The 22,740-nt window shown below is 69.8% G+C and carries 19 protein-coding genes, 1 tRNA gene and 5 pseudogenes; 16 read left to right on the forward strand and 9 right to left on the reverse strand.

The window, feature by feature from the left end:
• Window positions 1-19 precede the first annotated feature (19 nt).
• The 6 genes and pseudogenes from ACZ3TS_RS32555 to ACZ3TS_RS32580 form a co-directional block, all read right to left on the reverse strand.
• Window positions 20-364 (reverse strand): annotated as a pseudogene (locus ACZ3TS_RS32555) (FHA domain-containing protein); the annotation flags it as partial.
• Between the two features lie 137 nt (window positions 365-501).
• The gene (locus ACZ3TS_RS32560) at window positions 502-1,044 is read right to left on the reverse strand and encodes a DUF1707 SHOCT-like domain-containing protein (RefSeq protein ID WP_467625029.1); all 543 of its coding nucleotides are present in this window, start codon (window positions 1,042-1,044) and stop codon (window positions 502-504) included.
• Between the two features lie 360 nt (window positions 1,045-1,404).
• Window positions 1,405-1,923, reverse strand: coding sequence for a hypothetical protein (locus tag ACZ3TS_RS32565; RefSeq protein WP_467625031.1), 519 nt, complete (start codon window positions 1,921-1,923; stop codon window positions 1,405-1,407).
• A gap of 102 nt (window positions 1,924-2,025) precedes the next feature.
• Window positions 2,026-2,463, reverse strand: a pseudogene (locus ACZ3TS_RS32570) (amino acid transporter); the annotation flags it as partial.
• A pseudogene (locus ACZ3TS_RS32575) lies at window positions 2,456-2,647 on the reverse strand (SDR family NAD(P)-dependent oxidoreductase); the annotation flags it as partial. The pseudogenes ACZ3TS_RS32575 and ACZ3TS_RS32570, both read right to left, overlap by 8 nt.
• A gap of 79 nt (window positions 2,648-2,726) precedes the next feature.
• Complete coding sequence (locus ACZ3TS_RS32580) at window positions 2,727-4,301, reverse strand: Na+/H+ antiporter (protein WP_467625033.1); 1,575 nt, start codon at window positions 4,299-4,301, stop codon at window positions 2,727-2,729.
• A 236-nt stretch (window positions 4,302-4,537) separates the two neighbouring features.
• Between ACZ3TS_RS32580 and ACZ3TS_RS32585 the strand changes: the two genes are divergently transcribed.
• The 9 genes and pseudogenes from ACZ3TS_RS32585 (at window position 4,538) to ACZ3TS_RS32625 (ending at window position 15,913) form a co-directional block, all read left to right on the forward strand.
• Window positions 4,538-7,045, forward strand: a complete 2,508-nt coding sequence (locus ACZ3TS_RS32585) for a sensor histidine kinase (protein ID WP_467625035.1) — start codon at window positions 4,538-4,540, stop codon at window positions 7,043-7,045.
• Between the two features lie 19 nt (window positions 7,046-7,064).
• Complete coding sequence (locus ACZ3TS_RS32590) at window positions 7,065-7,310, forward strand: hypothetical protein (protein ID WP_467625038.1); 246 nt, start codon at window positions 7,065-7,067, stop codon at window positions 7,308-7,310.
• A 12-nt stretch (window positions 7,311-7,322) separates the two neighbouring features.
• Window positions 7,323-7,427 (forward strand): annotated as a pseudogene (locus ACZ3TS_RS32595) (DUF4118 domain-containing protein); the annotation flags it as partial.
• A 549-nt stretch (window positions 7,428-7,976) separates the two neighbouring features.
• Entirely contained in the window at window positions 7,977-8,066 is a 90-nt protein-coding gene (gene kdpF, locus ACZ3TS_RS32600) for a K(+)-transporting ATPase subunit F (RefSeq protein ID WP_067057375.1), read from the forward strand.
• A gap of 8 nt (window positions 8,067-8,074) precedes the next feature.
• Window positions 8,075-9,739 carry a potassium-transporting ATPase subunit KdpA gene (gene kdpA / locus ACZ3TS_RS32605; protein WP_467625040.1) on the forward strand — a complete coding sequence of 555 codons (1,665 nt, stop codon included), beginning with the start codon at window positions 8,075-8,077 and terminating at the stop codon, window positions 9,737-9,739.
• On the forward strand, window positions 9,736-11,871 hold the full coding sequence (gene kdpB / locus ACZ3TS_RS32610; RefSeq protein ID WP_467625042.1) for a potassium-transporting ATPase subunit KdpB: 2,136 nt from the start codon (window positions 9,736-9,738) through the stop codon (window positions 11,869-11,871). Before kdpA ends, kdpB begins: the two co-directional genes overlap by 4 nt.
• A gap of 5 nt (window positions 11,872-11,876) precedes the next feature.
• A complete protein-coding gene (locus ACZ3TS_RS32615) occupies window positions 11,877-12,548 on the forward strand; it encodes a potassium-transporting ATPase subunit C (RefSeq protein ID WP_467625045.1) in 672 nt (223 codons plus the stop codon).
• Between the two features lie 136 nt (window positions 12,549-12,684).
• A complete protein-coding gene (locus tag ACZ3TS_RS32620; RefSeq protein ID WP_467625047.1) occupies window positions 12,685-13,368 on the forward strand; it encodes a response regulator in 684 nt (227 codons plus the stop codon).
• 1 nt (window position 13,369) lies between these two features.
• Window positions 13,370-15,913 (forward strand): DUF4118 domain-containing protein, encoded by a 2,544-nt coding sequence (locus ACZ3TS_RS32625; protein ID WP_467625049.1) that lies wholly within the window; start codon window positions 13,370-13,372, stop codon window positions 15,911-15,913.
• Window positions 15,914-16,105: 192 nt separating this feature from the next.
• Here the strand turns inward: ACZ3TS_RS32625 and ACZ3TS_RS32630 are convergent.
• Window positions 16,106-16,372 (reverse strand): annotated as a pseudogene (locus ACZ3TS_RS32630) (universal stress protein); the annotation flags it as partial.
• 2 nt (window positions 16,373-16,374) lie between these two features.
• Here ACZ3TS_RS32630 and ACZ3TS_RS32635 point away from each other — a divergent pair.
• The 6 genes from ACZ3TS_RS32635 to ACZ3TS_RS32660 all read left to right on the forward strand — a co-directional run bounded on the left by ACZ3TS_RS32635 (window position 16,375) and on the right by ACZ3TS_RS32660 (window position 20,628).
• A complete protein-coding gene (locus tag ACZ3TS_RS32635) occupies window positions 16,375-16,515 on the forward strand; it encodes a hypothetical protein (RefSeq protein WP_467625052.1) in 141 nt (46 codons plus the stop codon).
• Window positions 16,516-16,636: 121 nt separating this feature from the next.
• A complete protein-coding gene (locus tag ACZ3TS_RS32640; RefSeq protein ID WP_467625054.1) occupies window positions 16,637-17,911 on the forward strand; it encodes a CorA family divalent cation transporter in 1,275 nt (424 codons plus the stop codon).
• 59 nt (window positions 17,912-17,970) lie between these two features.
• Window positions 17,971-19,068, forward strand: a complete 1,098-nt coding sequence (locus tag ACZ3TS_RS32645) for a magnesium and cobalt transport protein CorA (protein ID WP_467625057.1) — start codon at window positions 17,971-17,973, stop codon at window positions 19,066-19,068.
• Between the two features lie 85 nt (window positions 19,069-19,153).
• Window positions 19,154-19,489, forward strand: coding sequence for an ArsR/SmtB family transcription factor (locus ACZ3TS_RS32650; protein ID WP_467625059.1), 336 nt, complete (start codon window positions 19,154-19,156; stop codon window positions 19,487-19,489).
• Window positions 19,489-20,202 (forward strand): cation efflux transmembrane domain-containing protein, encoded by a 714-nt coding sequence (locus ACZ3TS_RS32655; protein WP_467625061.1) that lies wholly within the window; start codon window positions 19,489-19,491, stop codon window positions 20,200-20,202. Before ACZ3TS_RS32650 ends, ACZ3TS_RS32655 begins: the two co-directional genes overlap by 1 nt.
• 69 nt (window positions 20,203-20,271) lie before the next feature.
• Window positions 20,272-20,628 (forward strand): MFS transporter, encoded by a 357-nt coding sequence (locus tag ACZ3TS_RS32660; protein ID WP_467625063.1) that lies wholly within the window; start codon window positions 20,272-20,274, stop codon window positions 20,626-20,628.
• A 200-nt stretch (window positions 20,629-20,828) separates the two neighbouring features.
• Here ACZ3TS_RS32660 and ACZ3TS_RS32665 read toward each other — a convergent pair whose 3' ends face one another.
• Window positions 20,829-21,371, reverse strand: coding sequence for a GNAT family N-acetyltransferase (locus ACZ3TS_RS32665; RefSeq protein WP_467625065.1), 543 nt, complete (start codon window positions 21,369-21,371; stop codon window positions 20,829-20,831).
• A gap of 295 nt (window positions 21,372-21,666) precedes the next feature.
• Here ACZ3TS_RS32665 and ACZ3TS_RS32670 point away from each other — a divergent pair, with 295 nt between their 5' ends.
• Window positions 21,667-22,176 carry a hypothetical protein gene (locus ACZ3TS_RS32670; protein ID WP_467625067.1) on the forward strand — a complete coding sequence of 170 codons (510 nt, stop codon included), beginning with the start codon at window positions 21,667-21,669 and terminating at the stop codon, window positions 22,174-22,176.
• Window positions 22,177-22,522: 346 nt separating this feature from the next.
• Here the strand turns inward: ACZ3TS_RS32670 and ACZ3TS_RS32675 are convergent.
• Window positions 22,523-22,598: transfer RNA gene (locus ACZ3TS_RS32675), tRNA-Arg, on the reverse strand.
• Between the last annotated feature and the right edge of the window lie 142 nt (window positions 22,599-22,740).

Here is a 22,740-nt window from a genome sequence, read left to right on the forward strand (position 1 = left end):
AAGCCGACGCGGACGCGGTTCAATCCCGGCGGATGGTGATCGTCGTCCAGAGTCCGACGTGTACGCGGTCACCGTCCTTCAACGGCACCGGCACGTAGGGGGCGACGGGGTCCTCGGCGCCGTTCACCGTGGTGCCGTTGGTGGAGCCCTTGTCGATGAGGGACCAGGCGGAGTCGGGTTGCTGGACGAGGATGGCGTGTTGGTGAGAGACGCCAGCGTCTGCGGGGTCGCTGTCGAGGTCGATGAAAGGGGCCTCGCCTGTGGACTGGCGGCGACGGCCGACGGTGATCAGGCTGCGGGTGAGGGGGATGTGGAGGTCGGGGGAGTAGGTGGGGAAGTAGAGTCCCTGGTCCTCGGGCTCGCTGTGGGCTGCGCGCCGAGCGTGGAGGTGTCGCCGTCCAGGGGTTCGACCAACCCGGCCCCGACAAGATCCCCGTCTTCTCGCAATGGGCATGGTCGGTGCCGTCGAGGATGGAGTAGCGCAGGGCCGTGAACTGGGCTTCAGCGCCGGGCGTGGCGGATCTTCAGCCGTCCGTACCCCATAGCCCCGGAGATCCGGATCTTCGGCCCGCCCGGGCGGGAGCGCCGCGGGGGTTTGTATCTCGGGTCCTTCCACTCGGTGTGCAGATCCTCGATCTCGACGATCGCGTCGCGAGGCACCGTGATCCTGGCCCTGCCGTAAGGGAGTTGCAGCTCGATGTCGACGACAGGGTGCTCGATGATCGCCCGAGACAGGTCCAGGTTCACCTTTCCGTATGCGGACTCGACCTTGAGGATCCGCGGTACCCGCCATGCGCCGCGTCGCCGGATCCACCCGCTGGCGGCGGCAATCGTGGACGTGGTGGCAGGCTTCTGCGCCGGGAGCGAGGCCATGGCTGATACGAGCTCGCCGTGCGTCGTGACCGTGAGCACCTGGTGGAGGAGTTCGTCCATCTCCTCGTGCGAGATGCGCCCTTCGGCGAACATCTCCTGCAGGCGATGCACGGCCGTGTCGCGGTCGCCTTCGCTGATCCGTGGCGACGGGTCTTCCGGCAGGGAGTTCACCGTCTCACTCTAGTGCCGCGCCGGCGTCGCGAACGCGCCGAGGCCCGCAGCGGGCAACGCACCCGATGGGGAGGTCGACCGCTCGACAACACCGCCTTGATCGCCCGACCCGCCGAACCCAAGCGGTCAAAGCACTATCTCGCGCACCCCCACGGGTTCGGCCATGCCGCGCACTGTGTGGCTGCGTGCGCCGACCGCGAGCTGAACTCGACGGCCGCGGCCTGAAGCGCGGCTGCTGCGGCCGGTCGGATCCTCATGCGCCCCGAGCCCATCCTGGCCGAGCAGCTGAGCCGCCCAGACACCTCGATGTGGAAGGTCTGAACGACGGCGAACGGTGGGGAGTATGGCGCTCCCGTGAGGTCAGGAAAGCCCCGATTCCCGTAGGACCGCCTGTGCCGTCTCGTCGTCGATGCGGCGGCCCAGTCGGTCGAGGACGTCTGCTCCGTGGCGGAGCGTGCCGCGCTCCAGGGAGCGGCGGACGCCCGTGTCCAGTTCGTGCCAGAGCAGGGGGTTGGCGGCGAGAATCCGGGGGTCGAGTTCCAGGCTGTGGCCGTAGACGTCCCGTAGGACCAGGTGGGAGGAGACGCCGCCGTACTGCCGTACGGCTGCCAGCGCGTCCGTGTGGACCATGTACCGGCGCCAAGGGGTGCGCACCGCCAGCCAGCCGGGGCCCGCGCTCACCCGCTGTGGCAGGAGGACGGCGCATACGGCGGCCGACAGGGTGATCCAGAGCAGGGTGCGGAGGGGCGTCAGACTTCCCGCGTCCCAGTCGACCAGAAGGCTCATGGCGCAGAACAGCAGGGCGCAGCTCACCGCGAGCCGGGCACTGCCACGCCAGTGGCGGTCGCCGGCCGGGCCCGCCGGTCCGCTTCTTCGCACAACGCTGACGCTAGGCGCGTGTGTGTACCTGCATGACCAGCGCTGACGGGCCCCTTACGGCGTACCGGCGAATCTTGACGGGATCCTGACGTCGAGGGCCGCTCAGCCGGTGTGGACGCGCGGTCGGCGGGCTCGGTCGGGTTCCGCCTCGCGCAGGACCTCGCGGGTGACCGGGGCGACCTCGCCCTGGCCGAAGAGGAAGAAGCGCAGGAAGTTGGCGAAGGGGCCGCCCTCGGTCCACTCGAAGTAGATGTGCGGGGTGCAGCCCGTCGTGTCGCGCACGTGGAGAAGGAGGGCGGCCAACGCGTTGGGGATGGAGGAGGACTCCAGGGTCAGCACGCGGTAGCGCTTGTGGAGGACCTCGCCGCGCACCGTCAGACCCGCCTCGAACTCGGAGGGGTCGGTGACCGTGACCTCGACGAAGACGAAGTCCTCCTGCTCCGGCAGGTCGTTGTCGTTGCGGATCTGTTCGATCTTGTCCCGGTACTCGGCCTTGTCGCGCCGGTCGGGCTCGTTGGCGATGAAACGGATCTCGCTTGACGGTGCGGTCCTCAGTCGCGGCCGGAGCCGGTTCGATGCGCGCGTCGCGGTCGTAGTAGGCGCCGTTGGCGATCTCCACGGCCGGGTCGCACAGCCGGACCACGTTCGCCGCGCCCTCGGCGGGCGACATGCCCTCGTGGGAGTACAGGGGGAGCAGGGCGGTGTCGCAGACGCCAATATGCGGCTCCGCCGCGTGGGCGCGACCAGCCACGACGTCGCCGCAGACGACCAACGACCCCTTCCCGGCACCCCCAGCGGAGCGCTCACGCATCGGCAAGCCGAGCCTCCTCCAAGTCCAGGGACCGCTGAAGCCGACGGCGAGTGGTGTCGCTGATGGCGTGGTCGTCGTAGAGGCGCTGGAGTTCGCCCGTCTCGACGGTGATCAGGTCCCGGCGCAGCTGGCGGTAGACCAGGTCGGCGGACTCGGTCGCGGCTCCGTTGCTGTCCTGTTCCGCGAGACGGTCGCGGGCGTCGTCGAGGCGGGCGGCCAGGCCACGGCGGAGCCGGTCGAGGACGACGTCCGGTACGACCTCCAGCTCCGCGAGTTCCTCCAGACGGGCCAGGCCGGCGTGGGCGAGGTGGGAGCGGGCCTCCGCCTCCTCGCGCGCGGTGTGCGCGGGCTCCAGGGCGATGCCGGAGCGGCGGACCACGGGGGCGAGCGTGAAGCCCTGCACGACGAGGGTGACGACCACGACCGAGGTGGTCAGGACAAGGACGAGCGGCCGGTCCGTCAGGGCGGTGCCGTTCTGCGCGACCTCGGGGATGGACAGAGCGGCGGCCAGCGGCATCACCCCTCGGGTGCCCGCCCAGGTCAGGACCACGGGGATCCGCCAGTTCATCCGGGTGATGCCGCCCTTGCGCTGTACCACCGCCGACAGCGGGGCCAGCCACAGCATGCGCACGGCGACGAGAGTGACGGCGACGGCAAGGGCGTACAGCGGCCAGGCGCGGTCGCCGTCGGCCAGGGCCCGCACCTGGGCGGGCAGGGCCAGCCCTATGAGCGAGAACACCACGGACTCCAGGAGGAACACCACCGTGCCGTACACCGCGTGCAGTTGGAGCCGTATGCGTGCGTTGGTGAGACGGTCGCCCCGGCCGCCCAGGACCACGCCGGCCACCACGCACGAGGTCACGCCCGAGGTGTGCGCCGCCTCCGCCAGCAGGTAGGCCGCGTACGGGGTGACCAGGGCGATCACCGTCTCCAGGACCGGGTCCTCGGTGCGCCGCCGGATCAGGGCGATCACGCCCGCGACCGCTGCGCCGATCACTGTGCCGCCGCCGGCAAGCAGCAGGAACTCGCCGCCCGCCGCGCCCCAGTCGGCGGCCGCGGACGCCACGGCGATGCTCGCCGCCACCCGGACCAACACCAGGGAGGTCGCGTCGTTGAAGAGGCTCTCCGCCTGCACGAGGACCTGGACCTTCGGCGGCAGCGCGAGGCGTCTGCCCAGCGCGGTGACGGCGACCGGGTCCGTGCTGGCCAGGATCGCGCCCAGCACGAACGCCATCTGCCAAGACAGCGGCGTCACCAGCGCCGCCACCGCGCCGACCGCCGCCGCGGACGCCAGGACCAGGCCGATGGCGAGGATCCCGACCGGCTTCCACACCGCGCGCAGCTCACGCCAAGGCATCTCCTCGGCCGAGGCGTACAGCAGCGGCGGGAGTACGACGAGGCCGATGATCTCGGGGCTGATCTCGATCTGAGGGGTGCCCGGGAGCAGCGCCACCCCGAGACCGGCGACCACGAGGAGGGAAGGGGCGGGAATGCGCCACCGCCGCGCGAAGGTGGCCACCACCGTGGCGAGAACCACGAGGGCGAGAACCGTCCCTACGCTGCGCATGCCGTCCCCCTGGGGCCCTTGACGGGAGCCACCACGACTCCCGGCCGACCAGACTTCCCGGCACACCGCCTTCACCCTATCGGGCCAGGACGCGTCAAGGCAGTGTCAAGGTCCTCGTGGCCGGCGACAAGGAAGCGCTAACGACGCCCCCGACAGGCCCGCGAAGGGGCTTCCGTAGATGGCGGAACCCTTCTGTAAAGGGGAGTTGAATCAGTGAGCGGAGCGCGTCGGCGGCTATGGGTGACGTACGGCCCGGACGAATGAAGGTCTATCTCGGGGCAGCCCCCGGAGTCGGCAAGACCTACCGCATGCTCGACGAGGGGCGGCGCCGCGCCGCCCGCGGGGCGGACGTGGTGGTGGGATTCGCCGAGTGCCACGGCCGATCCCGCACGGAGGCGATGCTTGACGGCCTGGAGGTCGTCGGCCGTGCCCCGTGCTCATACCGTGGCGGACAATTCCAGGAGATGGACCTGGGCGCGGTCCTCGCGCGCCGCCCGCAGGTCGCGATCGTCGACGAGTTCGCCCACAGCAACGTCCCGGGCGACGGCCGCAACCCCAAGCGATGGCAGGACATCGAGGCACTGCTCGATGCCGGCATCGACGTCATCACCGCGCTGAACATCCAGCACCTGGCCTCCCTCAACGACGTCGTCGAGAAGATCACCGGCGTGCCGCAGCACGAGACCGTCCCCGACGAGGTCGTACGGCGTGCCCACCAGGTCGAACTGGTGGACATGCCGCCCGAGGGACTGCGCCGCCGCATGGCCCACGGCAACATCTACGCCCCCGAGAAGATCGACGCGGCGCTCGCCAACTACTTCAGGACCGGGAACCTGACCGCGCTGCGCCACCTGGCGCTGCTGTGGGTGGCCGACCGGGTCGACGAGGCGCTCCAGGAGTACCGCTCCCAGCACGGCATCGGCGGGGTGTGGGAGACACGGGAGCGAGTTGTCGTGGCACTGACCGGCGGCCCTGAGGGGGACACGCTGATCCGGCGGGCCGCCCGTATCGCCGCCCGGTCGGCCGGGGGCGATCTGCTCGCCGTGCACGTGGCCCGCAGCGACGGCCTCGCGGCCGGAGTCTCGCACGCCTCACTGGCCCGGCAGCGGCGGCTGGTGGAGGACCTCGGCGGCAGCTACCACTCGATCGTCGGCGACGACGTGGCCACCGCGCTGGTGGACTTCGCCCGTGCCGAGAATGCCACCCAGCTCGTCCTCGGCACCAGCCGCCGCGGCCGCCTGGAACGGTTCCTCACCGGGTCGGGCACGGGCGAGACAGTGACGGAGCTCTCCGGCGACATCGACGTTCACCGGGTCACGCACGAGCGGGCCGGCCGCGGGACCCTGCTGCCGTCCCGGCGGCGCACCCTCTCGACGGCCCGGTTGATCGCGGGTCCGGTCGCCGGGCTGGTACTGCCGGTGCTGCTCACGGTCGTCCTGGCGCAGGTGCGGGGGACGGTGAACCTGACCAGTGAGGCGCTGCTGTTCCTGCTCGCCGTGGTGGGGGTGGCCTGCATAGGCGGAGTCGCCTCGGCGGTGATCGCGTCGTTGACGGCATCGCTGCTGCTCAACTACTGGTTCATCCCGCCCATCGGGCAGTTCACACTGGACGATCCGAACGCGTTGCTGGCCCTGGGTGTGTTCGCGGTCGTGGCGGCCGCCGTCGCCGCCGTGGTCGACCGCTCGCTGCGCCTGTCCCGGCGCTCGGCCCGTGCCACCGCCGAGGCCGAGACCATGTCGTCGCTGGCGGGCAGCATCGTGCGCGGCGGCGCCACCATTCCGGCACTGCTGGAGCGCACGCGGGAGACCTTCGGCATGGAGTCGGTGGAGCTGGTGGAGGAGCCACCCGATGCCGACGGCACCACGGCCGTGCCGGCCGGTCCCGGCGCGTATCTCGTCCTGGGCGGGCGGACTCTGTCGTCGTCCGAGCGGCGAGTGCTGGCCGCGTTTGCCGCGCACGTCGGGTCCGCGGTGGAACGGGCCCGGCTCGCCGAGGCCGCCGCCGAGATCGAGCCGGTCAGGGCCGCCGACCGTATGCGTACGGCACTGCTGCGGGCCGTCGGCCACGACCTGCGCACCCCACTCGCCGCCGGCTGGGCCGCGGTCACCTCGCTGCGCAGCCGGGACGTCGAGTTCTCGCCGGAGGACCGCGACGAACTCCTCGCCACCGCCGACGAGTCCATGGCCAAACTCAACCGGCTGGTGGAGAACCTCCTCGACCTCAGCCGCCTGGAGGCCGGCGTCCTCACCCTGAACCTGCGTGCGACCACGCTCGAGGAGGTGCTCCCCATGGCGCTCGCGGACACTCCTGGCATCGAGGTGACGGACACGGAGGCGATTCCGGCAGTGCAGGCCGATCCGCCGCTGCTGGAGCGAGTGATCGCCAACCTCGCCGGAAACGCCGCCCGTCACACGCCACCGGGACAGAAGGCGCTGGTGACCGCCAGCGCCCTGGCAGGTCGGGTCGAGCTGCGCGTCGTCGACCGGGGGCCCGGTCTTCCCGCCGACGGACGGGACAGGCTGTTCGAGCCGTTCCAGCGGCTCGGCGACACCGACAACACCAGCGGCCTCGGCCTGGGGTTGGCCCTCGCCCGCGGCCTGACCGAGGCGATGAACGGGACCCTCACCCCCGAGGACACCCCCGGCGGCGGCCTGACGATGGTCGTGTCGCTGCCCTTCGCCGAACAGACGGAATCCACGGAGTACCCGCACCCGCGTGGTGCGCAGAGCGTAGGAGGTGCCTGATGAGCACCGAGACCGGCACATGGCGGCTGTTGCACCGCGCGGAGGGACCGGCGTCGCGTCGGCGGGTGCCTGGCCACTGCGGGACCGGCTCGCCCTGACGGCGGGCCTGGCCGCCCCGTTCCTGGTGGCCCTCGCGCTCGTTCGGTTCCGCACGGACCTGTCCCACACCAACGCCGCCCTCATCCTCGTCGTGGTGGTCGTCGCGGTCGCCGCGCTGGGCAGCCGTACGGCGGGTGCGGTCGCGGCGCTGTCCGCGGCGGCCTGATTCGACTTCTTCCTCACCCGGCCGTACGAGACGTTCGACATCACGGCGTCCGCGGACATCGAATCGGCCGTGCTCCTGTTGCTCGTCGGTGTCATCGTGTCCCAACTGGCCGCCCGAGCCCGCCGCTTGGAGGTCATCACGGTGACCGACGCGGCTCACCTGTCCCGGATCCACCACACTGCCGCCCTCGCCCAGTCGGCCAACTCCGCGGACACCGTGGCCGACCACGTCCGTCGCGAGCTGACCGACCTGCTCGGACTGCGCGCGTGCCGCTTCCCCGGAGACGGAGCCGGAGCGGCTGTGGCAGCGGCTGCTGCAGAACCAGCGGGGCGCGGTCGTCGCGCACGCGGTACGGCGGGAGACCGACGCCGTGATCTGCAGGCTGCGCTTCCGATTGTTCTGACGCCCCCTGCGCCCGACAGCGGCACCTTGCCACAGGTCGGCGCAGGTGCCGTAAGAGTTGCGTCAAAGGTGTACGGCACGCCGTAAGGGACCCGTCAACGACGCTCGATTCCGGCCAGAGACGGGGTTTCCTCTACTCGTCCGATCCGCTTGCGGATTCCAGAACCTCCTCTAGGAGCTCGCGATGGCCGATCTGGTCTTCGTCGTCACCACGATCGCGGCCTTCGCGCTGGTGGTCTTCGTCGCCAAGGGGGTGACGAAGCTGTGACCGTCGAGAACATCGTCGGCCTGGTCGTGGCCGTCGCCCTGCTGGGCTATCTCGTCCTCGCCCTGATCTTCCCGGAGAGGTTCTGAGACAAGACATGGGTCCCGTACTTGCCGGCTTCCTCCAGCTGCTCGCCCTGATAGGAGCACTGGCACTCGCCTACGTCCCCCTGGGCAACTACATGGCCAAGGTCTACTCCTCCGACAAGCACTGGCGCGTGGAGAAGTGGATCTACAAGGGCATCGGTGCCAACCCGGACGCCGAGATGCGCTGGCCCGCGTATCTGCGCGGCGTGCTGGCCTTCTCCGCGGTCGGCGTCCTCTTCCTCTACCTGCTGCAGCGGATCCAGGGTGTGCTGCCCGGCTCGCTCGGTTTCTCGGCCATCGAGCCGGCGCAGGCGTTCAACACCGCCGTGTCCTTCGTGACCAACACGAACTGGCAGTCGTACTACGGCGAGCAGGCCATGGGCCATGTCGTGCAGACCGCCGGTCTGGCCGTGCAGAACTTCGTCTCCGCAGCCGTGGGCATCGCGGTCGCGGTGGCCCTCGTTCGAGGCTTCGCGCGCTCGCGCACCGGTGAGCTGGGCAACTTCTGGTCCGACCTGGTGCGCGGCACGATCCGCATCCTGGTGCCGGGCGCCGCGATCGCCGCGGTCGTCCTGGTCGCCTGCGGTGCCATCCAGAACTTCTCCGGCATTCACGAGGTCGGCCAGTTCATGGGCGGCTCGCAGCAGTGGAACGGCGGCGCGGTCGCCTCGCAGGAGGCCATCAAGGAGTTCGGCACCAACGGCGGCGGCTACTTCAACGCCAACTCGGCCCACCCCTTCGAGAACCCGACGCCCTTCACGAACCTCTTCGAGATCTTCCTGCTGCTGGTGATCCCGTTCGCGCTGACCCGCACGTTCGGCATCATGGTCGGTTCGGTCAAGCAGGGCTACGCGATCCTCGCCACCATGGCCACCATCTGGGTCGGCTTCGTCGCCCTGATGATGTGGACCGAGTTCGCCCACCACGGCCCCGCCTTCCAGATCGCCGGCGGTGCGATGGAGGGCAAGGAGACCCGGTTCGGCGTCGGCGCCTCGTCGATCTTCGCGGTGTCGACCACGCTCACCTCGACCGGTGCGGTGGACTCCTTCCACTCCTCGTTCACGGGTCTCGGCGGCGGTATCACCATGCTCGGCATGATGCTGGGCGAGATCGCGCCCGGTGGTACGGGCTCCGGCCTCTACGGCATGCTGATCATGGCTGTCATCGCGGTGTTCATCGCAGGGCTGATGGTCGGCCGTACACCCGAGTACCTGGGCAAGAAGATCGGCTCCCGCGAGATCAAGCTGGCGGCCTGCTACATCCTGATCACCCCGGCGCTGGTTCTGATCTTCACCGCGGCCTCGATGGCCCTGCCGACCCCGCCGAACTCGATGCTCAACTCCGGCGCGCACGGCTTCTCCGAGGTGCTGTACGCCTTCACGTCCGCCGCGAACAACAACGGGTCGGCCTTCGCGGGCCTGAACGCGAACACCGACTGGTACAACACGATGACCGGTCTGGCGATGCTGTTCGGCCGTTTCCTGCCGATGATCTTCGTCCTGGCGCTGGCCGGCTCGCTCGCCGAGCAGAAGCCGGTGCCGGAGACCGCGGGAACCCTGCGCACGGAGAAGCCACTGTTCACGGGCCTGCTGGTGGGGGCCATCCTGATCATCACCGGTCTGACGTACTTCCCGGCCCTGGCGCTGGGTCCGCTGGCCGAAGGGCTGGCGTCATGACCACTCGCACAGAGAACCAAGAGGACTCGATGTCCACAGCCACCCCGACCCGGGCGCCGCACAGCGATGTGCCGACCGGCCACAAGGACGAAGGAAAGGTCGGCGCGGGTCTGTTCGACCCCAAGCAGCTGATCAAGTCGCTACCGGACGCGCTCCGCAAGCTCGACCCGCGGGTGATGATCAAGTCTCCCGTGATGTTCGTGGTCCTCGTCGGCTCGGTGCTGACGACCGTCTTCTCCTTCAAGGACCCCAGCGACTGGTTCGGCTGGGCGATCAGCGCCTGGCTCTGGCTCACGGTCATCTTCGCCAACCTCGCGGAGGCCGTCGCCGAGGGCCGCGGCAAGGCGCAGGCCGACACCCTCCGCAAGGCCAAGACGGACACGGTCGCGCGCCGTCTCGGCAAGGACGGCAGGACCGAGGAGCAGGTGCCCGGCACCGAGCTCACGATCGGCGACCTGGTGGTCTGCGAGGCCGGCGACATCATCCCCGGCGACGGTGACGTCGTCGAGGGCGTCGCCTCGGTCGACGAGTCCGCGATCACCGGTGAGTCTGCTCCGGTCATCCGCGAGTCCGGCGGCGACCGCTCCGCGGTCACCGGCGGTACCAAGGTCCTCTCCGACCGCATCGTCATCAAGATCACGACGAAGCCCGGCGAGACCTTCATCGACCGCATGATCGCCCTGGTCGAGGGCGCCGCCCGGCAGAAGACGCCGAACGAGATCGCGCTGAACATCCTGCTCGCCTCGCTGACGATCGTCTTCCTGCTCGCGGTGGCGACCCTGCCCCCGTTCGCGGACTACGCGGGCACGCACCTGACGATGGTCGTGCTGGTGGCCCTGCTGGTCTGCCTCATCCCAACCACGATCGGTGCGCTGCTGTCCGCGATCGGCATCGCGGGCATGGACCGCTTGGTCCAGCGCAACGTCCTGGCGATGTCGGGCCGCGCGGTCGAGGCCGCCGGGGACGTCTCCACGCTGCTGCTCGACAAGACGGGCACCATCACGCTCGGCAACCGCCAGGCCGCTGAGTTCATCCCCGTCAGGGGCACCACCGACGCCGAGGTCGCGGACGCCGCCCAGCTGTCGTCGCTGGCCGACGAGACCCCTGAGGGCCGCTCCGTCGTCGTCCTCGCGAAGGAGAAGTACGGCCTGCGCGAGCGCCACCAGGGCGAGTTGGCGCACGCCGAGTGGATCGCTTTCACCGCCCAGACCCGTATGTCGGGTGTGGATGTGGACGGACGCAAGATCCGTAAGGGCGCGGCGGGTTCGGTCATCGCCTGGGTGCGGGAGCAGGGCGGCACGGTGGCCGAGGACGCGGACACGATCGCGAACCGTATCTCCGAGGCCGGCGGCACCCCTCTGCTCGTCGCCGTCCACGACGACGAGGGTGCCCGCGTGCTGGGTGTCATCCACCTGAAGGACGTCGTCAAGGACGGCATGCGGGAGCGGTTCGACGAGCTGCGCCGCATGGGCATCAAGACCGTCATGATCACGGGTGACAACCCGCTGACGGCCAAGGCGATCGCCGAGGAGGCGGGCGTCGACGACTTCCTCGCGGAGGCCACTCCCGAGGACAAGATGGCCCTCATCAAGCGCGAGCAGGCGGGCGGCAAGCTCGTGGCGATGACCGGGGACGGCACCAACGACGCCCCGGCGCTCGCGCAGGCGGACGTCGGCGTGGCGATGAACACGGGTACGTCGGCCGCCAAGGAGGCCGGCAACATGGTCGACCTCGACTCCAACCCGACCAAGCTCATCGAGATCGTGGAGATCGGAAAGCAACTCCTCATCACCCGGGGCGCGTTGACGACGTTCTCCATCGCCAACGACGTCGCGAAATACTTCGCGATCATCCCGGCGCTGTTCGCGGCCGTGTACCCGGGCCTGGACAAGCTCAACATCATGGGGCTGTCCTCGCCGGACTCCGCGATCCTCTCCGCGGTCATCTTCAACGCGCTGATCATCATCGCGCTGGTGCCGCTCTCCCTCAAGGGCGTGCAGTACAAGCCGGTGAGCGCGGACAAGATGCTGCGGCGCAACCTCACGATCTATGGCCTCGGCGGGCTGATCGCGCCCTTCATCGGCATCAAGATCATCGACCTGCTCATCTCCCTCATTCCCGGGATCGGCTGATCTCCATGAACAACTCCGTATCCAACACCGTCCGGTTGCTCGGGGCGGGCCTGCGTGCCCTCCTCGTGCTGACCCTGGTGACGGGCGTGATCTACCCGCTGGTGGTCACCGGCGTCGCCCAGGCCCTGTTCAACAACAAGGCGAACGGCTCCGAGGTCAAGGCGGACGGCAGGGTCGTCGGCTCGTCCCTGATCGGGCAGTCGTACAACCTGCCGCTGAAGAAGGGCCAGGAGACCCCGGAGCCCGACCTGAAGTGGTTCCAGGGCCGCCCGGCCAACGGCCTCGGCAGCAACAGCGTGAACACCCAGTACAAGCTGCTGCTGTCCGGTGCCACCAACCTCTCCGCCGACAACAAGGACCTCATCCAGCAGGTGAAGGACGCCAAGGCCGCCGTCATCAAGGACAACTCGGTGCCCGGCTACACGGTCAAGGCGTCCGCAGTGCCCGCCGACGCGGTGACGTCCTCCGGCTCCGGCCTGGACCCGAACATCTCCCCGGACTACGCGGAGATCCAGGTCCACCGGATCGCCGAGAAGAACGGACTGTCCGTCGGCGAGGTGAACAAGCTGGTCAAGGACCACACAGAGGGCCGCACGCTCGGCTTCATGGGCGAGCCGCGCGTGAACGTGCTCGAGCTCAACATCGCGCTCAAGGGCCTCGTGGCGAAGAAGAGCTGATGCCGTTACGCGAGGATCCGCGCGGGAGTCGGCGGCCGGGGAGACGTCCCGGCTGCGCCGACTCCCGTCGCCATGAGGCCGGTTGTGCTGTTCCCGGACTTCATGACTGCCCGTACGACACGAAAGGCGCACACCCATGACCAGGGTGTTGGTGGTGGAGGACGACCCGCAGCTGGTACGGGCCCTCGTGATCAACATGCAGGCACGCCATTACGGAGTCGACGCGGCGCCCGACGGCGCCACGGCCCTCCGGCTGGCGGCCGCACGCCAGCCCGACGTGGTGATGCTCGACCTCGGCCTGCCCGACATGGACGGCGTCGACGTCATCAAGGCCCTGCGCGGCTGGACCCGCGTACCGATCCTGGTGCTGTCCGCCCGGCAGGCGTCGGACGAGAAGGTCGCCGCACTCGACGCCGGAGCCGACGACTACATCACCAAGCCCTTCAGCATGGACGAGCTTCTGGCCCGTCTTCGGGCTGCCGTCCGCCGTAGAGAGGACGCGCCGCTCGTTCCCGAGGCGACGCTGGTGGAGACCGACGAGTTCACCGTCGACCTGCTCGCCAAGAAAGTCGTACGGAGCGGGCGGGACGTAAGGCTGACGCCGACCGAATGGCACCTGCTGGAGATCCTGATCACCAACCCCGGCCGGCTGATCACCCAGAAGCACCTGCTCCAGGAGGTGTGGGGTGTCTCCCAGAGCAACAAGGCCAACTACCTGCGGGTCTACATGGCCCAACTCCGTCGCAAACTGGAGACGGACCCCGCCCATCCCCGCTATCTGATCACCGAGCCCGGCATGGGCTACCGCTTCGAAGGATGACATGGCACGCGGAAAGCTCCGGATCTACCTCGGTGCGGCACCCGGTGTCGGCAAGACCTACGCGATGCTCTCCGAGGCGCACCGCCGCATCGAGCGGGGCACCGACTGCGTGGTCGCCTTCGTCGAGCACCACCACCGGCCGCGCACCGAGGTGATGCTGCACGGCCTGGAACAAACTCAGCGCAGGGAGATCGACTACCGGGGCAGCACCTTCACCGAGATGGACGTCGACGCGGTCCTGGCGCGCCGTCCGCAGGTGGCGCTGGTAGACGAGCTCGCACACACGAACATCCCCGGCTCCCGCAACGCCAAGCGCTGGCAGGACGTGGAGGAACTCCTCGCGGCCGGGATCGACGTGGTCTCCACCGTCAACATCCAGCACCTGGAATCGCTGGGTGATGTCGTGGAGTCGATCACGGGGGTCCGGCAGCGGGAGACCGTGCCGGACGAGGTCGTACGGCGGGCGGACCAGATCGAGCTGGTCGACATGTCGCCGCAGGCGCTGCGCCGTCGTATGGCACACGGCAACATCTACAAGTCGGACAAGGTCGACGCGGCGCTCTCGAACTACTTCCGGCCGGGCAATCTGACCGCGCTGCGGGAGCTGGCGCTGCTGTGGGTCGCCGACCGGGTTGACGCCTATCTGACCGAGTACCGCAGCGAGCACCAGGTGTCGACGATCTGGGGCTCGCGGGAGCGGATCGTGGTGGGCCTGACCGGTGGGCCGGAAGGGCGGACGCTGATCCGCCGGGCCGCGCGCCTGGCCGAGAAGGGCGCCGGCGGCGAGGTCCTGGCCGTCTACATCTCCCGCAGCGACGGCCTCACCTCCGCCTCGCCCAAGGAACTGGCCGTCCAGCGCACGCTGGTGGAGGATCTGGGCGGCACCTTCCACCACGTGGTCGGCGACGATGTCTCTGCCGCGCTGCTGGACTTCGCGCGTGGGGTGAACGCGACCCAGATCGTGATGGGTGTATCACGGCGCAAGAGCTGGCAGTACGTCTTCGGTCCTGGCGTCGGCGCCACGGTGGCCCGCGAGTCCGGCCCCGACCTCGACGTCCACCTCATCACCCACGACGAGGCGGGCAAGGGGCGCGGGCTGCCCGTCAACCGGGGCGCGCGACTCGGCCGGGTCCGGCTGATCTGGGGCTGGTTCGTCGGCGTGCTCGGCCCCGCCCTGCTCACCCTCCTGCTGACCAGCGCCACCCCGGATGTCGGCCTCGCCAACGACATGCTGCTGTTCCTCACTTTCACGGTGGCGGCGGCCCTGCTCGGCGGCCTCTTCCCCGCGCTGGCTTCGGCGGTCGTGGGCTCCCTGCTGCTCAACTGGTACTTCACCCCGCCCGTCCACACCCTGACGATCGCCGATCCGAAGAACATCGTCGCCATCGCGATCTTCGTCGGGGTCGCCGTGTCGGTGGCGTCCGTGGTGGATCTCGCCGCCCGGCGGACCCACCAGGCGGCCCGGCTGCGCGCGGAGTCGGAGATCCTGTCCTTCCTCGCGGGCAACGTGCTGCGCGGCGAGACCAGCCTGGAGGCGTTGCTGGAGCGGGTGCGGGAGACCTTCGGCATGGAGTCGGTGGCCCTGCTGGAGCGGTCCGGCGAGCTGGATCCCTGGACCTGCGCGGGCAGCGTGGGACCCAGGCCCGCGGAGAACCCCGACAGCGCGGACGTCGACGTGCCGGTCGGCGACCACATGTCCCTGGCCCTGTCGGGTCGCGTACTGCCGGCCGCGGACCGCCGGGTGCTCGCCGCGTTCGCCGCCCAGGCCGCCGTCGTCCTGGACCGTCGCCGCCTGCAGCAAGAGGCCGACCAGGCCAAGGAGCTGGCCGAGGGCAACCGCATCCGCACTGCGCTGCTGGCCGCCGTCAGCCATGACCTCCGTACCCCACTGGCCGGCATAAAGGCGGCCGTCACCTCCCTGCGCTCCGACGACGTCGACTGGTCGGAGGAGGACCGGGCCGAGCTGCTGGAGGCCATAGAGGAGGGCGCCGACCGCCTCGACCAACTGGTCGGCAACCTGCTGGACATGTCCCGCCTGCAGACCGGCACGGTCACCCCCATCATCCGTGAAACCGACCTTGACGAGGTCGTTCCGATGGCGTTGGTCGGGGTGCCGGAGGACAGCGTGGAGCTGGACATCCCGGAGACGCTGCCCATGGTCCACGTGGACCGGGGGCTCCTGGAGCGGGCCGTCGCCAACGTCGTGGAGAACGCCGTCAAGTACAGCCCGCCGGAGGAGAAGGTCCTCGTGTCGGCGAGCGCCATCGCGGACCGGGTCGAGGTGCGTGTGGTGGACCGCGGGCCGGGTGTCCCCGACGAGGCCAAGGACCGCATCTTCGAGCCCTTCCAGCGCTACGGCGACTCCCCGCGCGGCGCGGGCGTCGGTCTCGGTCTCGCGGTGGCGCGTGGTTTCGCGGAAGCTGTGGGCGGCACCCTGAGCGCCGAGGACACACCCGGCGGCGGTCTCACGATGGTGCTCAGCGTGCCGACGGCACCGCAGCGCCGGCCGGAGCAGCCGGACCTTCCGGCCACGGCCGCGTCCTGAGGGGCGAGGCCCGAGGGCCTCAGCATCGGGCGGCACGGTCTCGAACTCCTTCTCCACGTGCCCGGTGTCCAGCCGCAGCCGCCAGGCGTTCCGGCGGTGCGCGGCAGCCAGCTCGGCCTCCAACGGCGACGGCGGCACCGCGAGGACGGGACATGTGGCGTGCGCGAGGCAGTAGCGGCCGACCGACGGCCACAGCGCGCGCTGCAGACGGCCGCGGCACCCGGCGCCGACGACGAGGAGGTCGTCCTCGCGGCCGGTGATCTCGACCAGCGCCCGGCCCGGGGAACCCCGGGCGATGAGGGCGCGCGTCACAAGTCCCGTGCCCGTGCTGCCGAACACGTCACCCAGCGCCGCGACCAGCCTCTCCCGCGCCAGCTGCTCCCACTCCTCGGCCAGATGGGACGCGGCCGGCGAACGACGTGCGGCGAGATCCCCGCCGGGCGGCTCCCAGGCCAGCACCGGTGGGTAAGCCCTGCCCTGCCGTCGGCACGAACGCCTCGATCGTCTCCGAGGTCGTCACCTTCGGCGGGACCACGCTCACCGCGACGGGGCCGGGCGCGTACATCGCCAAGGCGACCGAGCACGGTGACTACCCGCCCTGATCGCGGGAGTGGCGGTGATGAGCCTGTACGTCGTCGGGCTCAACCGGCTGCTGTGGCGGCGCCTGTACCGGCTGCTACTCCCTCTGAACTTCCCTCTTACTGAACGTATTTGGAGCACGCCATGGTGCTGAACACGCTGCGTAACCTGCGCGCCGACCGGCCCGCCGAAGCCCACCTCCGCCTCGCCGACCGGACCCGCCCCGCCGACGGCGACGTACTGCTGGAGACCGCCGGCCTGACCAAGTCCTACGCCGGCGCGGACGGCGAACTGCCCGTGCTGTCCGGCATCGACCTCCAGGTCCGCGCCGGCGAAGTGGTCGCCCTGCTGGGCAAGTCGGGCTCGGGCAAGTCGACGCTGCTGCGCTGCCTGGCCGGGCTGGTGCCCGCCAGCTCCGGCACCGTCGCCTGCAAGAACACCCCGCTCACCGGCGCCAACCCCGGTACCACGACGGTGTTCCAGACGTTCGCCCTGCTGCCCTGGCTGACCGTGCAGCAGAACGTCGAACTCGGCCTGGAGGCCAATGCACCCACCGCCGACCAACTCCAGGTCGTGGCCCGCGCCTTCGCGCTGCACCCGCTTGCCGTCGAGGACGCCCTCGAAGCCCACCAGCGCCCCAAGCTGGAGCGCTACGACGACACCCTCTTCCTCGTCCTGTGCACCGCCGTCTACCTCGAACACAATGAACTGACCCCCACCACCGACATCGTCGGCACCGGCGAGATCATGGCCCTCGCCGGCCGCGACTTCATCGTGGTCGTCCGCCACGACCCCGCCCAGCACCTCGGCGCTGTGCGCCGCCGCCTGGAGGCCGACCCCGAGCGCCTCGCCCACGGACCCGTCGCCGTCCTGCACGCGATCGCGGACACGGTCGTCGACCAGTACCTCGACGTCGTCACCGCCCTGGAGACCGACGCCGACCAGGTCGAGAACGACGCCTTCTCCCCGGGCGTCGGACACGACGTCGACCGCGTCTACCAGCTCAAACGCGAACTCCTCGAGCTCCGGCGCACCGTCGCCCCGCTGGCCCAGCCGCTGCGCGACCTGGCCGAACGCCGCGTCCCCGGCGTGGACCGGGAAATGGCCGCCTACTTCCGCGACGTCGCCGACCACCTCGCCCAGGCCGCCGAACGCGTCGCGGTCCTGACAGAACTCGTCGACAACGCCCTGTCCATGGCCCTCGCCCAGACCAGCGTCCGGCAGAACCACGACATGCGCCGCATCAGCGCCGCCGCCGCGCTGATCGCCGGCCCCGTCGCTGTCGCCGGCGTATACGGCATGAACTTCGACCACGTGCCGGAACTGCGCCGGCTCTTCGGCTACCCGACGATGCTGATCTCCACCGCAGTCCTCGTCACGGTCGTCTACCTGGTCTTCCGCCGCAAGCACTGGCTCTGACGCCCGGCTTACGGCTGTTTGGCACACTGTCCGGATCCGGACCTGTAGGAGAATCCCGCATGTCGATGGTCGACAACCTGCGCAAAGTCGCGGACCTGGCGCGTCGCAGCCGACGCCGCGTGGACCTCAGCCACCCGGCCCGCTCCCCGCTCGGCTCGACGGTGGTCAACTGCGTCGTCTACCACGACGGCATCCGCCGGCCCGGCACGGACTCCGTGGAGGAAGCCGTCCGGCAAGCCCGCAAGCACCGGGGCGGCTTCGTGTGGCTGGGCCTGCACGAACCCGGCGAGGAGGAGTTCGCCGGGGTCGCCGAGCTGTTCGGCCTGCACCCGCTTGCCGTCGAGGACGCCGTCCAGGCACACCAGCGACCCAAGGTCGAGCAGTACGACGACGTCCTGTTCGCCGTCTTCAAGACCGTCACCTACGTCGAGCACGCCGAACTGACCGCGACCAGCGAGGTGGTGAACACCGGCGAGATCATGGTCTTCACCGGCCCCGACTTCGTCGTCACCGTCCGCCACGGCCGCCACGGCTCCCTCGGCCCCCTGCGAGAGGACCTGGAGGCCGAACCCCATCAGCTGGCCAAGGGGCCCTCCGCGGTCCTGCACGCCATCGCCGACCACGTCGTCGACGACTACGTCACGGTCGCCGACGCTGTCCAGACCGACATCGACCAGGTCGAGACCGACGTCTTCTCCCCGAACAGTCCGCGAAGCGCCGACGCCGGTCGCATCTATCAGCTCAAGCGCGAACTCCTGGAGCTGAAGCGGGCCGTGGTGCCTCTCGCCCGCCCCATCGACCGGCTCGCAACCGAGCCCAGGAGCTGCATCGACAAGGAGATACAGGCGTACTTCCGGGACGTAGCCGACCACCTCGCCCGCGTCACCGAACAGATCGCCGCCTTCGACACCCTGCTCGACTCCATCCTCCAGGCCCACCTCGCGCAGGTCGCCGTCGCCCAGAACGACGACATGCGCAAGATCACCGCCTGGGCGGCGATCATCGCCGTACCCACCATGGTGTGCGGCGTCTACGGCATGAACTTCGACCACATGCCTGAGCTGCGCTGGCGCTTCGGCTACCCCCTCGTCCTCGGCGTCATCGCCGCCGCCTGTCTCCTCCTCCACCGAGGCTTCAAACGCAACGGCTGGCTGTAGTCCACGACTGCCGGACCACCGGACCACCGAAGCCCATCACAATCCACGATATCCTGAATTCAGGATTCCGTGTACTGTCGTGAGTGTGCTGACTGTTGCCTCTGACATCGAAGTCCTGGCCCGGTTCGGCCGCGCGCTCGCCGACCCGATCCGCTGCCGCATCCTGCTCGCCCTGCGCGGCGCCCCGGCCTACCCCGCCGACCTCGCCGAAGCACTCGGCGTCTCCCGTACCCGGCTGTCGAACCACCTCGCCTGCCTGCGCGACTGCGGCCTGGTCGTCACCGCGCCCGACGGCCGCCGCACCCGCTACGAGCTCGCAGACGAACGCCTCGGTCACGCGCTGGACGACCTGCGCACAGCCGTGGTCGCTGTCGAGACCGACCGCACCTGCGTCGAGGCCGACGAGAAGGGGTGCTGCTGATGACCGCGATATCCCTCGGCCCCTCCCCAGCCCGCCGGGACGCGCTCGCCCGCCGGATACGCCTGCTGGTCGCCGCGACCATCACCTACAACGTCATCGAGGCGGTCGTAGCGATCACTGCGGGGACGATCGCTTCTTCAACCGCGCTCATCGGCTTCGGCCTGGACTCGGTCATCGAGGTCTCCTCGGCCGCCGCGGTCGCCTGGCAGTTCTCCGCTCGCGAGCACGCCGTACGCGAAGCGCGTGAGAAGACCACCCTGCGCATCATCGCCATGTCCTTCTTCGCCCTCGCCGCCTACGTCACGGCCGACGCCGTACGTTCGCTGACCGGGACCGGCGAGGCGGAGCGCTCCATCCCCGGCATCGCGCTCGCCGCGCTCTCCCTCGCGGTCATGCCGTTCCTGTCCGCCGCCCAGCACCGCGCAGGCCGCGAACTCGGCTCCGCCAGTGCGGTCGCCGACTCCAAACAGACCCTGCTGTGCACATACCTCTCGGCCGTAGTCCTGGTGGGCTTGGTTCTCAACGCCACTGTCGGCTGGTCCTGGGCCGACCCGGTCGCGGCTCTCGTGATCGCGGCGGTGGCCGTCAGGGAAGGCCGCGACGCCTGGCAGGGCAAGGGGTGCTGCGCGCCTTCCACGGCGACGGTCCCCGACGCTGATGCGGAGGCGGACGGTGCCTGTGGCTGTCGCCCCGGCTGCGACTGCTGCACCTGACCGTCTGTCGAGCCATCCGCCCGTGGGTTCCTCTGAAGGTCGGTGGCGGGGCGGCGTCGTGCCTGGTGGGTGGAACGAACCTGGTGGGAGGGGTCCCTCGGGCTGTACATCGCGTACAACGTCGCCGCCACCATCGCCTCCGTCCCGGCCGGGGGGGTCTCCGACCGCCTCGGTGCGCGCGGCCCGGTGCTCGTGCCGGCGGGCGGGATGGCCGCGTTCGCCCTGGCGTACGCCCTGTTCGCCGCGACCGGCGCGGTGATCGCCGCCCTCGCGGTGCCGTTCCTGCTGGCCGGGTTCGGGATCGGCGCGGTGGAGACCGCCCAGCATCCCGCGGTCGCCGCGCTGGCTCCCGAAGAGGCGCACGAAGGGCACAGCCCCACGCTGCATACGCATCCCCAACGGAGCCCTGCGCATTCGTCGCGCTGACTACGAGAACTGGCTCACCGACTGCGAGGACCACGCGTGACCAACCGTCCTACAAGGTCCGCTTCTACGACACCGAGGTCTACAAGGGAAAGCGCAAGACCAGCTACGCCGTCCGATGGCCCGTCAATGGGAAGCGCCGCGGCCAGAGTTCGCCACGAACGCGCTGGCCGAGTGTTTGACAGCCTGGTGGAGGCAGAGGGTCAGGGGCGGTTCAGACCCCACGTCTGCAGGGCGTAGGGTCGCCCCTTTTCCTCACCCGTGATCAGCGGCACGTCGAGCAGTCTGAAGCCCGCCTTGGTGGCTACGGCGACGCTGGCCGCGTTCTCGGCCTCCAGCTCCAGGATTACCTGCCTCGCGCCCAGCTGCTCGAAGGCGTACGCGGCCATCACCCGCACCGCCCGCGTCGCCAGCCCCTGGCCGCGATGCGCCGGGCCGATCGCGTAGCCGAGCTCCGTGCCCTCGGAGGCACGCCGCAGCATCACCTCGCCGAGCGGTGCGCCGCCGTCGACGGTGATGGCGAGCAGGATCGTCGTGCCGTCCGCCCGTAGCTGCCGGTCCCGGTCCAGCCGTGCGCGGGCGGCCGCTCTGTCGAAGGGGGAGACCATCGGTGTCCAGTACGCGATGTCGGGGTGGTCAAACAGCTCCGACATCGCGGCCAGGTCCGCCTCCGTCCAGTCGCGGAGGACGAGACCCTCCCCCGAGAGCTCGATCCGCTCGGGAAAGGACGACATGGTGCTGCTCATGGTGGGGAGCCTCCCTAGCCTGTTCAGGACGAGGCAGGATAACCGTGGGCAGGCAAAGGCTCACCAGTATTTTTTGGGGGCTTTCATACCCCAGCCGTGGTGGTGCACTCGGCAGACGCAGGCACGTGGGGCCGGCTCTGTCTTGAGAGGTCAGGCCTCAGGAGCGACTACGGATCACCACATGCCCACTCGCCCAGGACGCCTGGCATGAGTCACCGCCCGACGTCTTATCGCGCCATTAGGAGGCAGGCCGCGCCGCAGAGGCGGCGCGCGCCCGCGCCGTGCGCGGGCCTTGATGAACCCGGAGCAGGCGGCGGCGCTCCTCGACTGGATCCGCGGGCGGCCCCGCGGAGGTAAACGGCTGCACGCCTTCTTCGCCACGCTGTACTACTGCGGCCCGCGACCCGAGGAAGCCGTAGCCATGCGCGTGGAGGACGTGACGCTGCCCGCCTCCGATGCCGGCGACCAGTGGTCCGAGCTGCTGATCCACACGGCGACACCGGAGATCGGAAAGCAGTGGACCGACACGGGGGAGATCCACGAAGAACGCGACCTGAAGGGCCGGGCCGAGGGCGAGACGCGCACTGTGCCGGGGCATCCCGCCCTGACGCGGATCTTGCGGCAGCACATCGAGGACGAACGGCTCAAACCAGGGGATCTGCTGTTCCAGGGGAGACGGTTGGCATCCTCGCGGGCTCCGTCATCCGCCGGGCATGGCCCAGTGCGCGCAAGGCGGCGTTATCTCCGCACGTCTTCGATTCGCCCACGGGGAGGCGCGTATACGACAACCGGCACACGCGCCTGACCAAGTGGCTCAACGACGGGATTCCGCCCGCCCAAGTGGCGGAGTGGGCCGGGAACAGCGTCCCCGTGCTCCTGGCCACCTACGCCCGCTGTGTCGATGGGCAGCTTTCCGACCTGAAGAAGCGGCTCGAAGCCGCCGGTGATCTTCCCGAGCCACCAGGCGGCGGCTGACCCTCCCGGCCGAGAACTTCGACACGTATTCGACACGGCCACCCGCGAAAACCCGATGACAGCCGGATAGCCTCGGAGCCTTCCCTTGATCGTCGGGGGAGCGCCCGGGGCTTCATCGTGTTGGGCTGCACCCGCCCTGACCAGCAAAAAGGCCCTCCCGGAGGGAGGGCTCTCAGTGGCGCCCCCGGCAGGACTCGAACCTGCGGCCAAGCGCTTAGAAGGCGCCTGCTCTATCCACTGAGCTACGGGGGCCGGTGTGGTGGCCTGTCTTGGTGCCCGGGTGTGGGCCGATCCGTGACCTTGCCGGGGACAAGGATAGGGCTCCCGGGTCCTTGTCCCTGGTGCCTCGCCTCCGTGGCTCGATGTGGAGGTTCGGTGAAGCGGTCCGATAATC

Source organism: Streptomyces sp. NPDC022910, from assembly GCF_055561075.1.

What these genes read in the sequence shown, in the direction of transcription:
- ACZ3TS_RS32645 (WP_467625057.1), top strand. Translation starts at nt 17,971, where the DNA reads ATGTCGATGGTCGACAACCTGCGCAAAGTCGCGGACCTGGCGCGTCGC.
- kdpA (WP_467625040.1), top strand. Translation starts at nt 8,075, where the DNA reads ATGGGTCCCGTACTTGCCGGCTTCCTCCAGCTGCTCGCCCTGATAGGA.
- ACZ3TS_RS32585 (WP_467625035.1), top strand. Translation starts at nt 4,538, where the DNA reads ATGGGTGACGTACGGCCCGGACGAATGAAGGTCTATCTCGGGGCAGCC.
- ACZ3TS_RS32590 (WP_467625038.1), top strand. Translation starts at nt 7,065, where the DNA reads ATGGCGGCTGTTGCACCGCGCGGAGGGACCGGCGTCGCGTCGGCGGGT.
- ACZ3TS_RS32665 (WP_467625065.1), bottom strand. Translation starts at nt 21,371, where the DNA reads ATGAGCAGCACCATGTCGTCCTTTCCCGAGCGGATCGAGCTCTCGGGG.
- ACZ3TS_RS32580 (WP_467625033.1), bottom strand. Translation starts at nt 4,301, where the DNA reads ATGCGCAGCGTAGGGACGGTTCTCGCCCTCGTGGTTCTCGCCACGGTG.
- ACZ3TS_RS32670 (WP_467625067.1), top strand. Translation starts at nt 21,667, where the DNA reads ATGAACCCGGAGCAGGCGGCGGCGCTCCTCGACTGGATCCGCGGGCGG.
- ACZ3TS_RS32655 (WP_467625061.1), top strand. Translation starts at nt 19,489, where the DNA reads ATGACCGCGATATCCCTCGGCCCCTCCCCAGCCCGCCGGGACGCGCTC.
- ACZ3TS_RS32615 (WP_467625045.1), top strand. Translation starts at nt 11,877, where the DNA reads ATGAACAACTCCGTATCCAACACCGTCCGGTTGCTCGGGGCGGGCCTG.
- ACZ3TS_RS32640 (WP_467625054.1), top strand. Translation starts at nt 16,637, where the DNA reads ATGGTGCTGAACACGCTGCGTAACCTGCGCGCCGACCGGCCCGCCGAA.
- ACZ3TS_RS32625 (WP_467625049.1), top strand. Translation starts at nt 13,370, where the DNA reads ATGGCACGCGGAAAGCTCCGGATCTACCTCGGTGCGGCACCCGGTGTC.
- ACZ3TS_RS32620 (WP_467625047.1), top strand. Translation starts at nt 12,685, where the DNA reads ATGACCAGGGTGTTGGTGGTGGAGGACGACCCGCAGCTGGTACGGGCC.
- kdpB (WP_467625042.1), top strand. Translation starts at nt 9,736, where the DNA reads ATGACCACTCGCACAGAGAACCAAGAGGACTCGATGTCCACAGCCACC.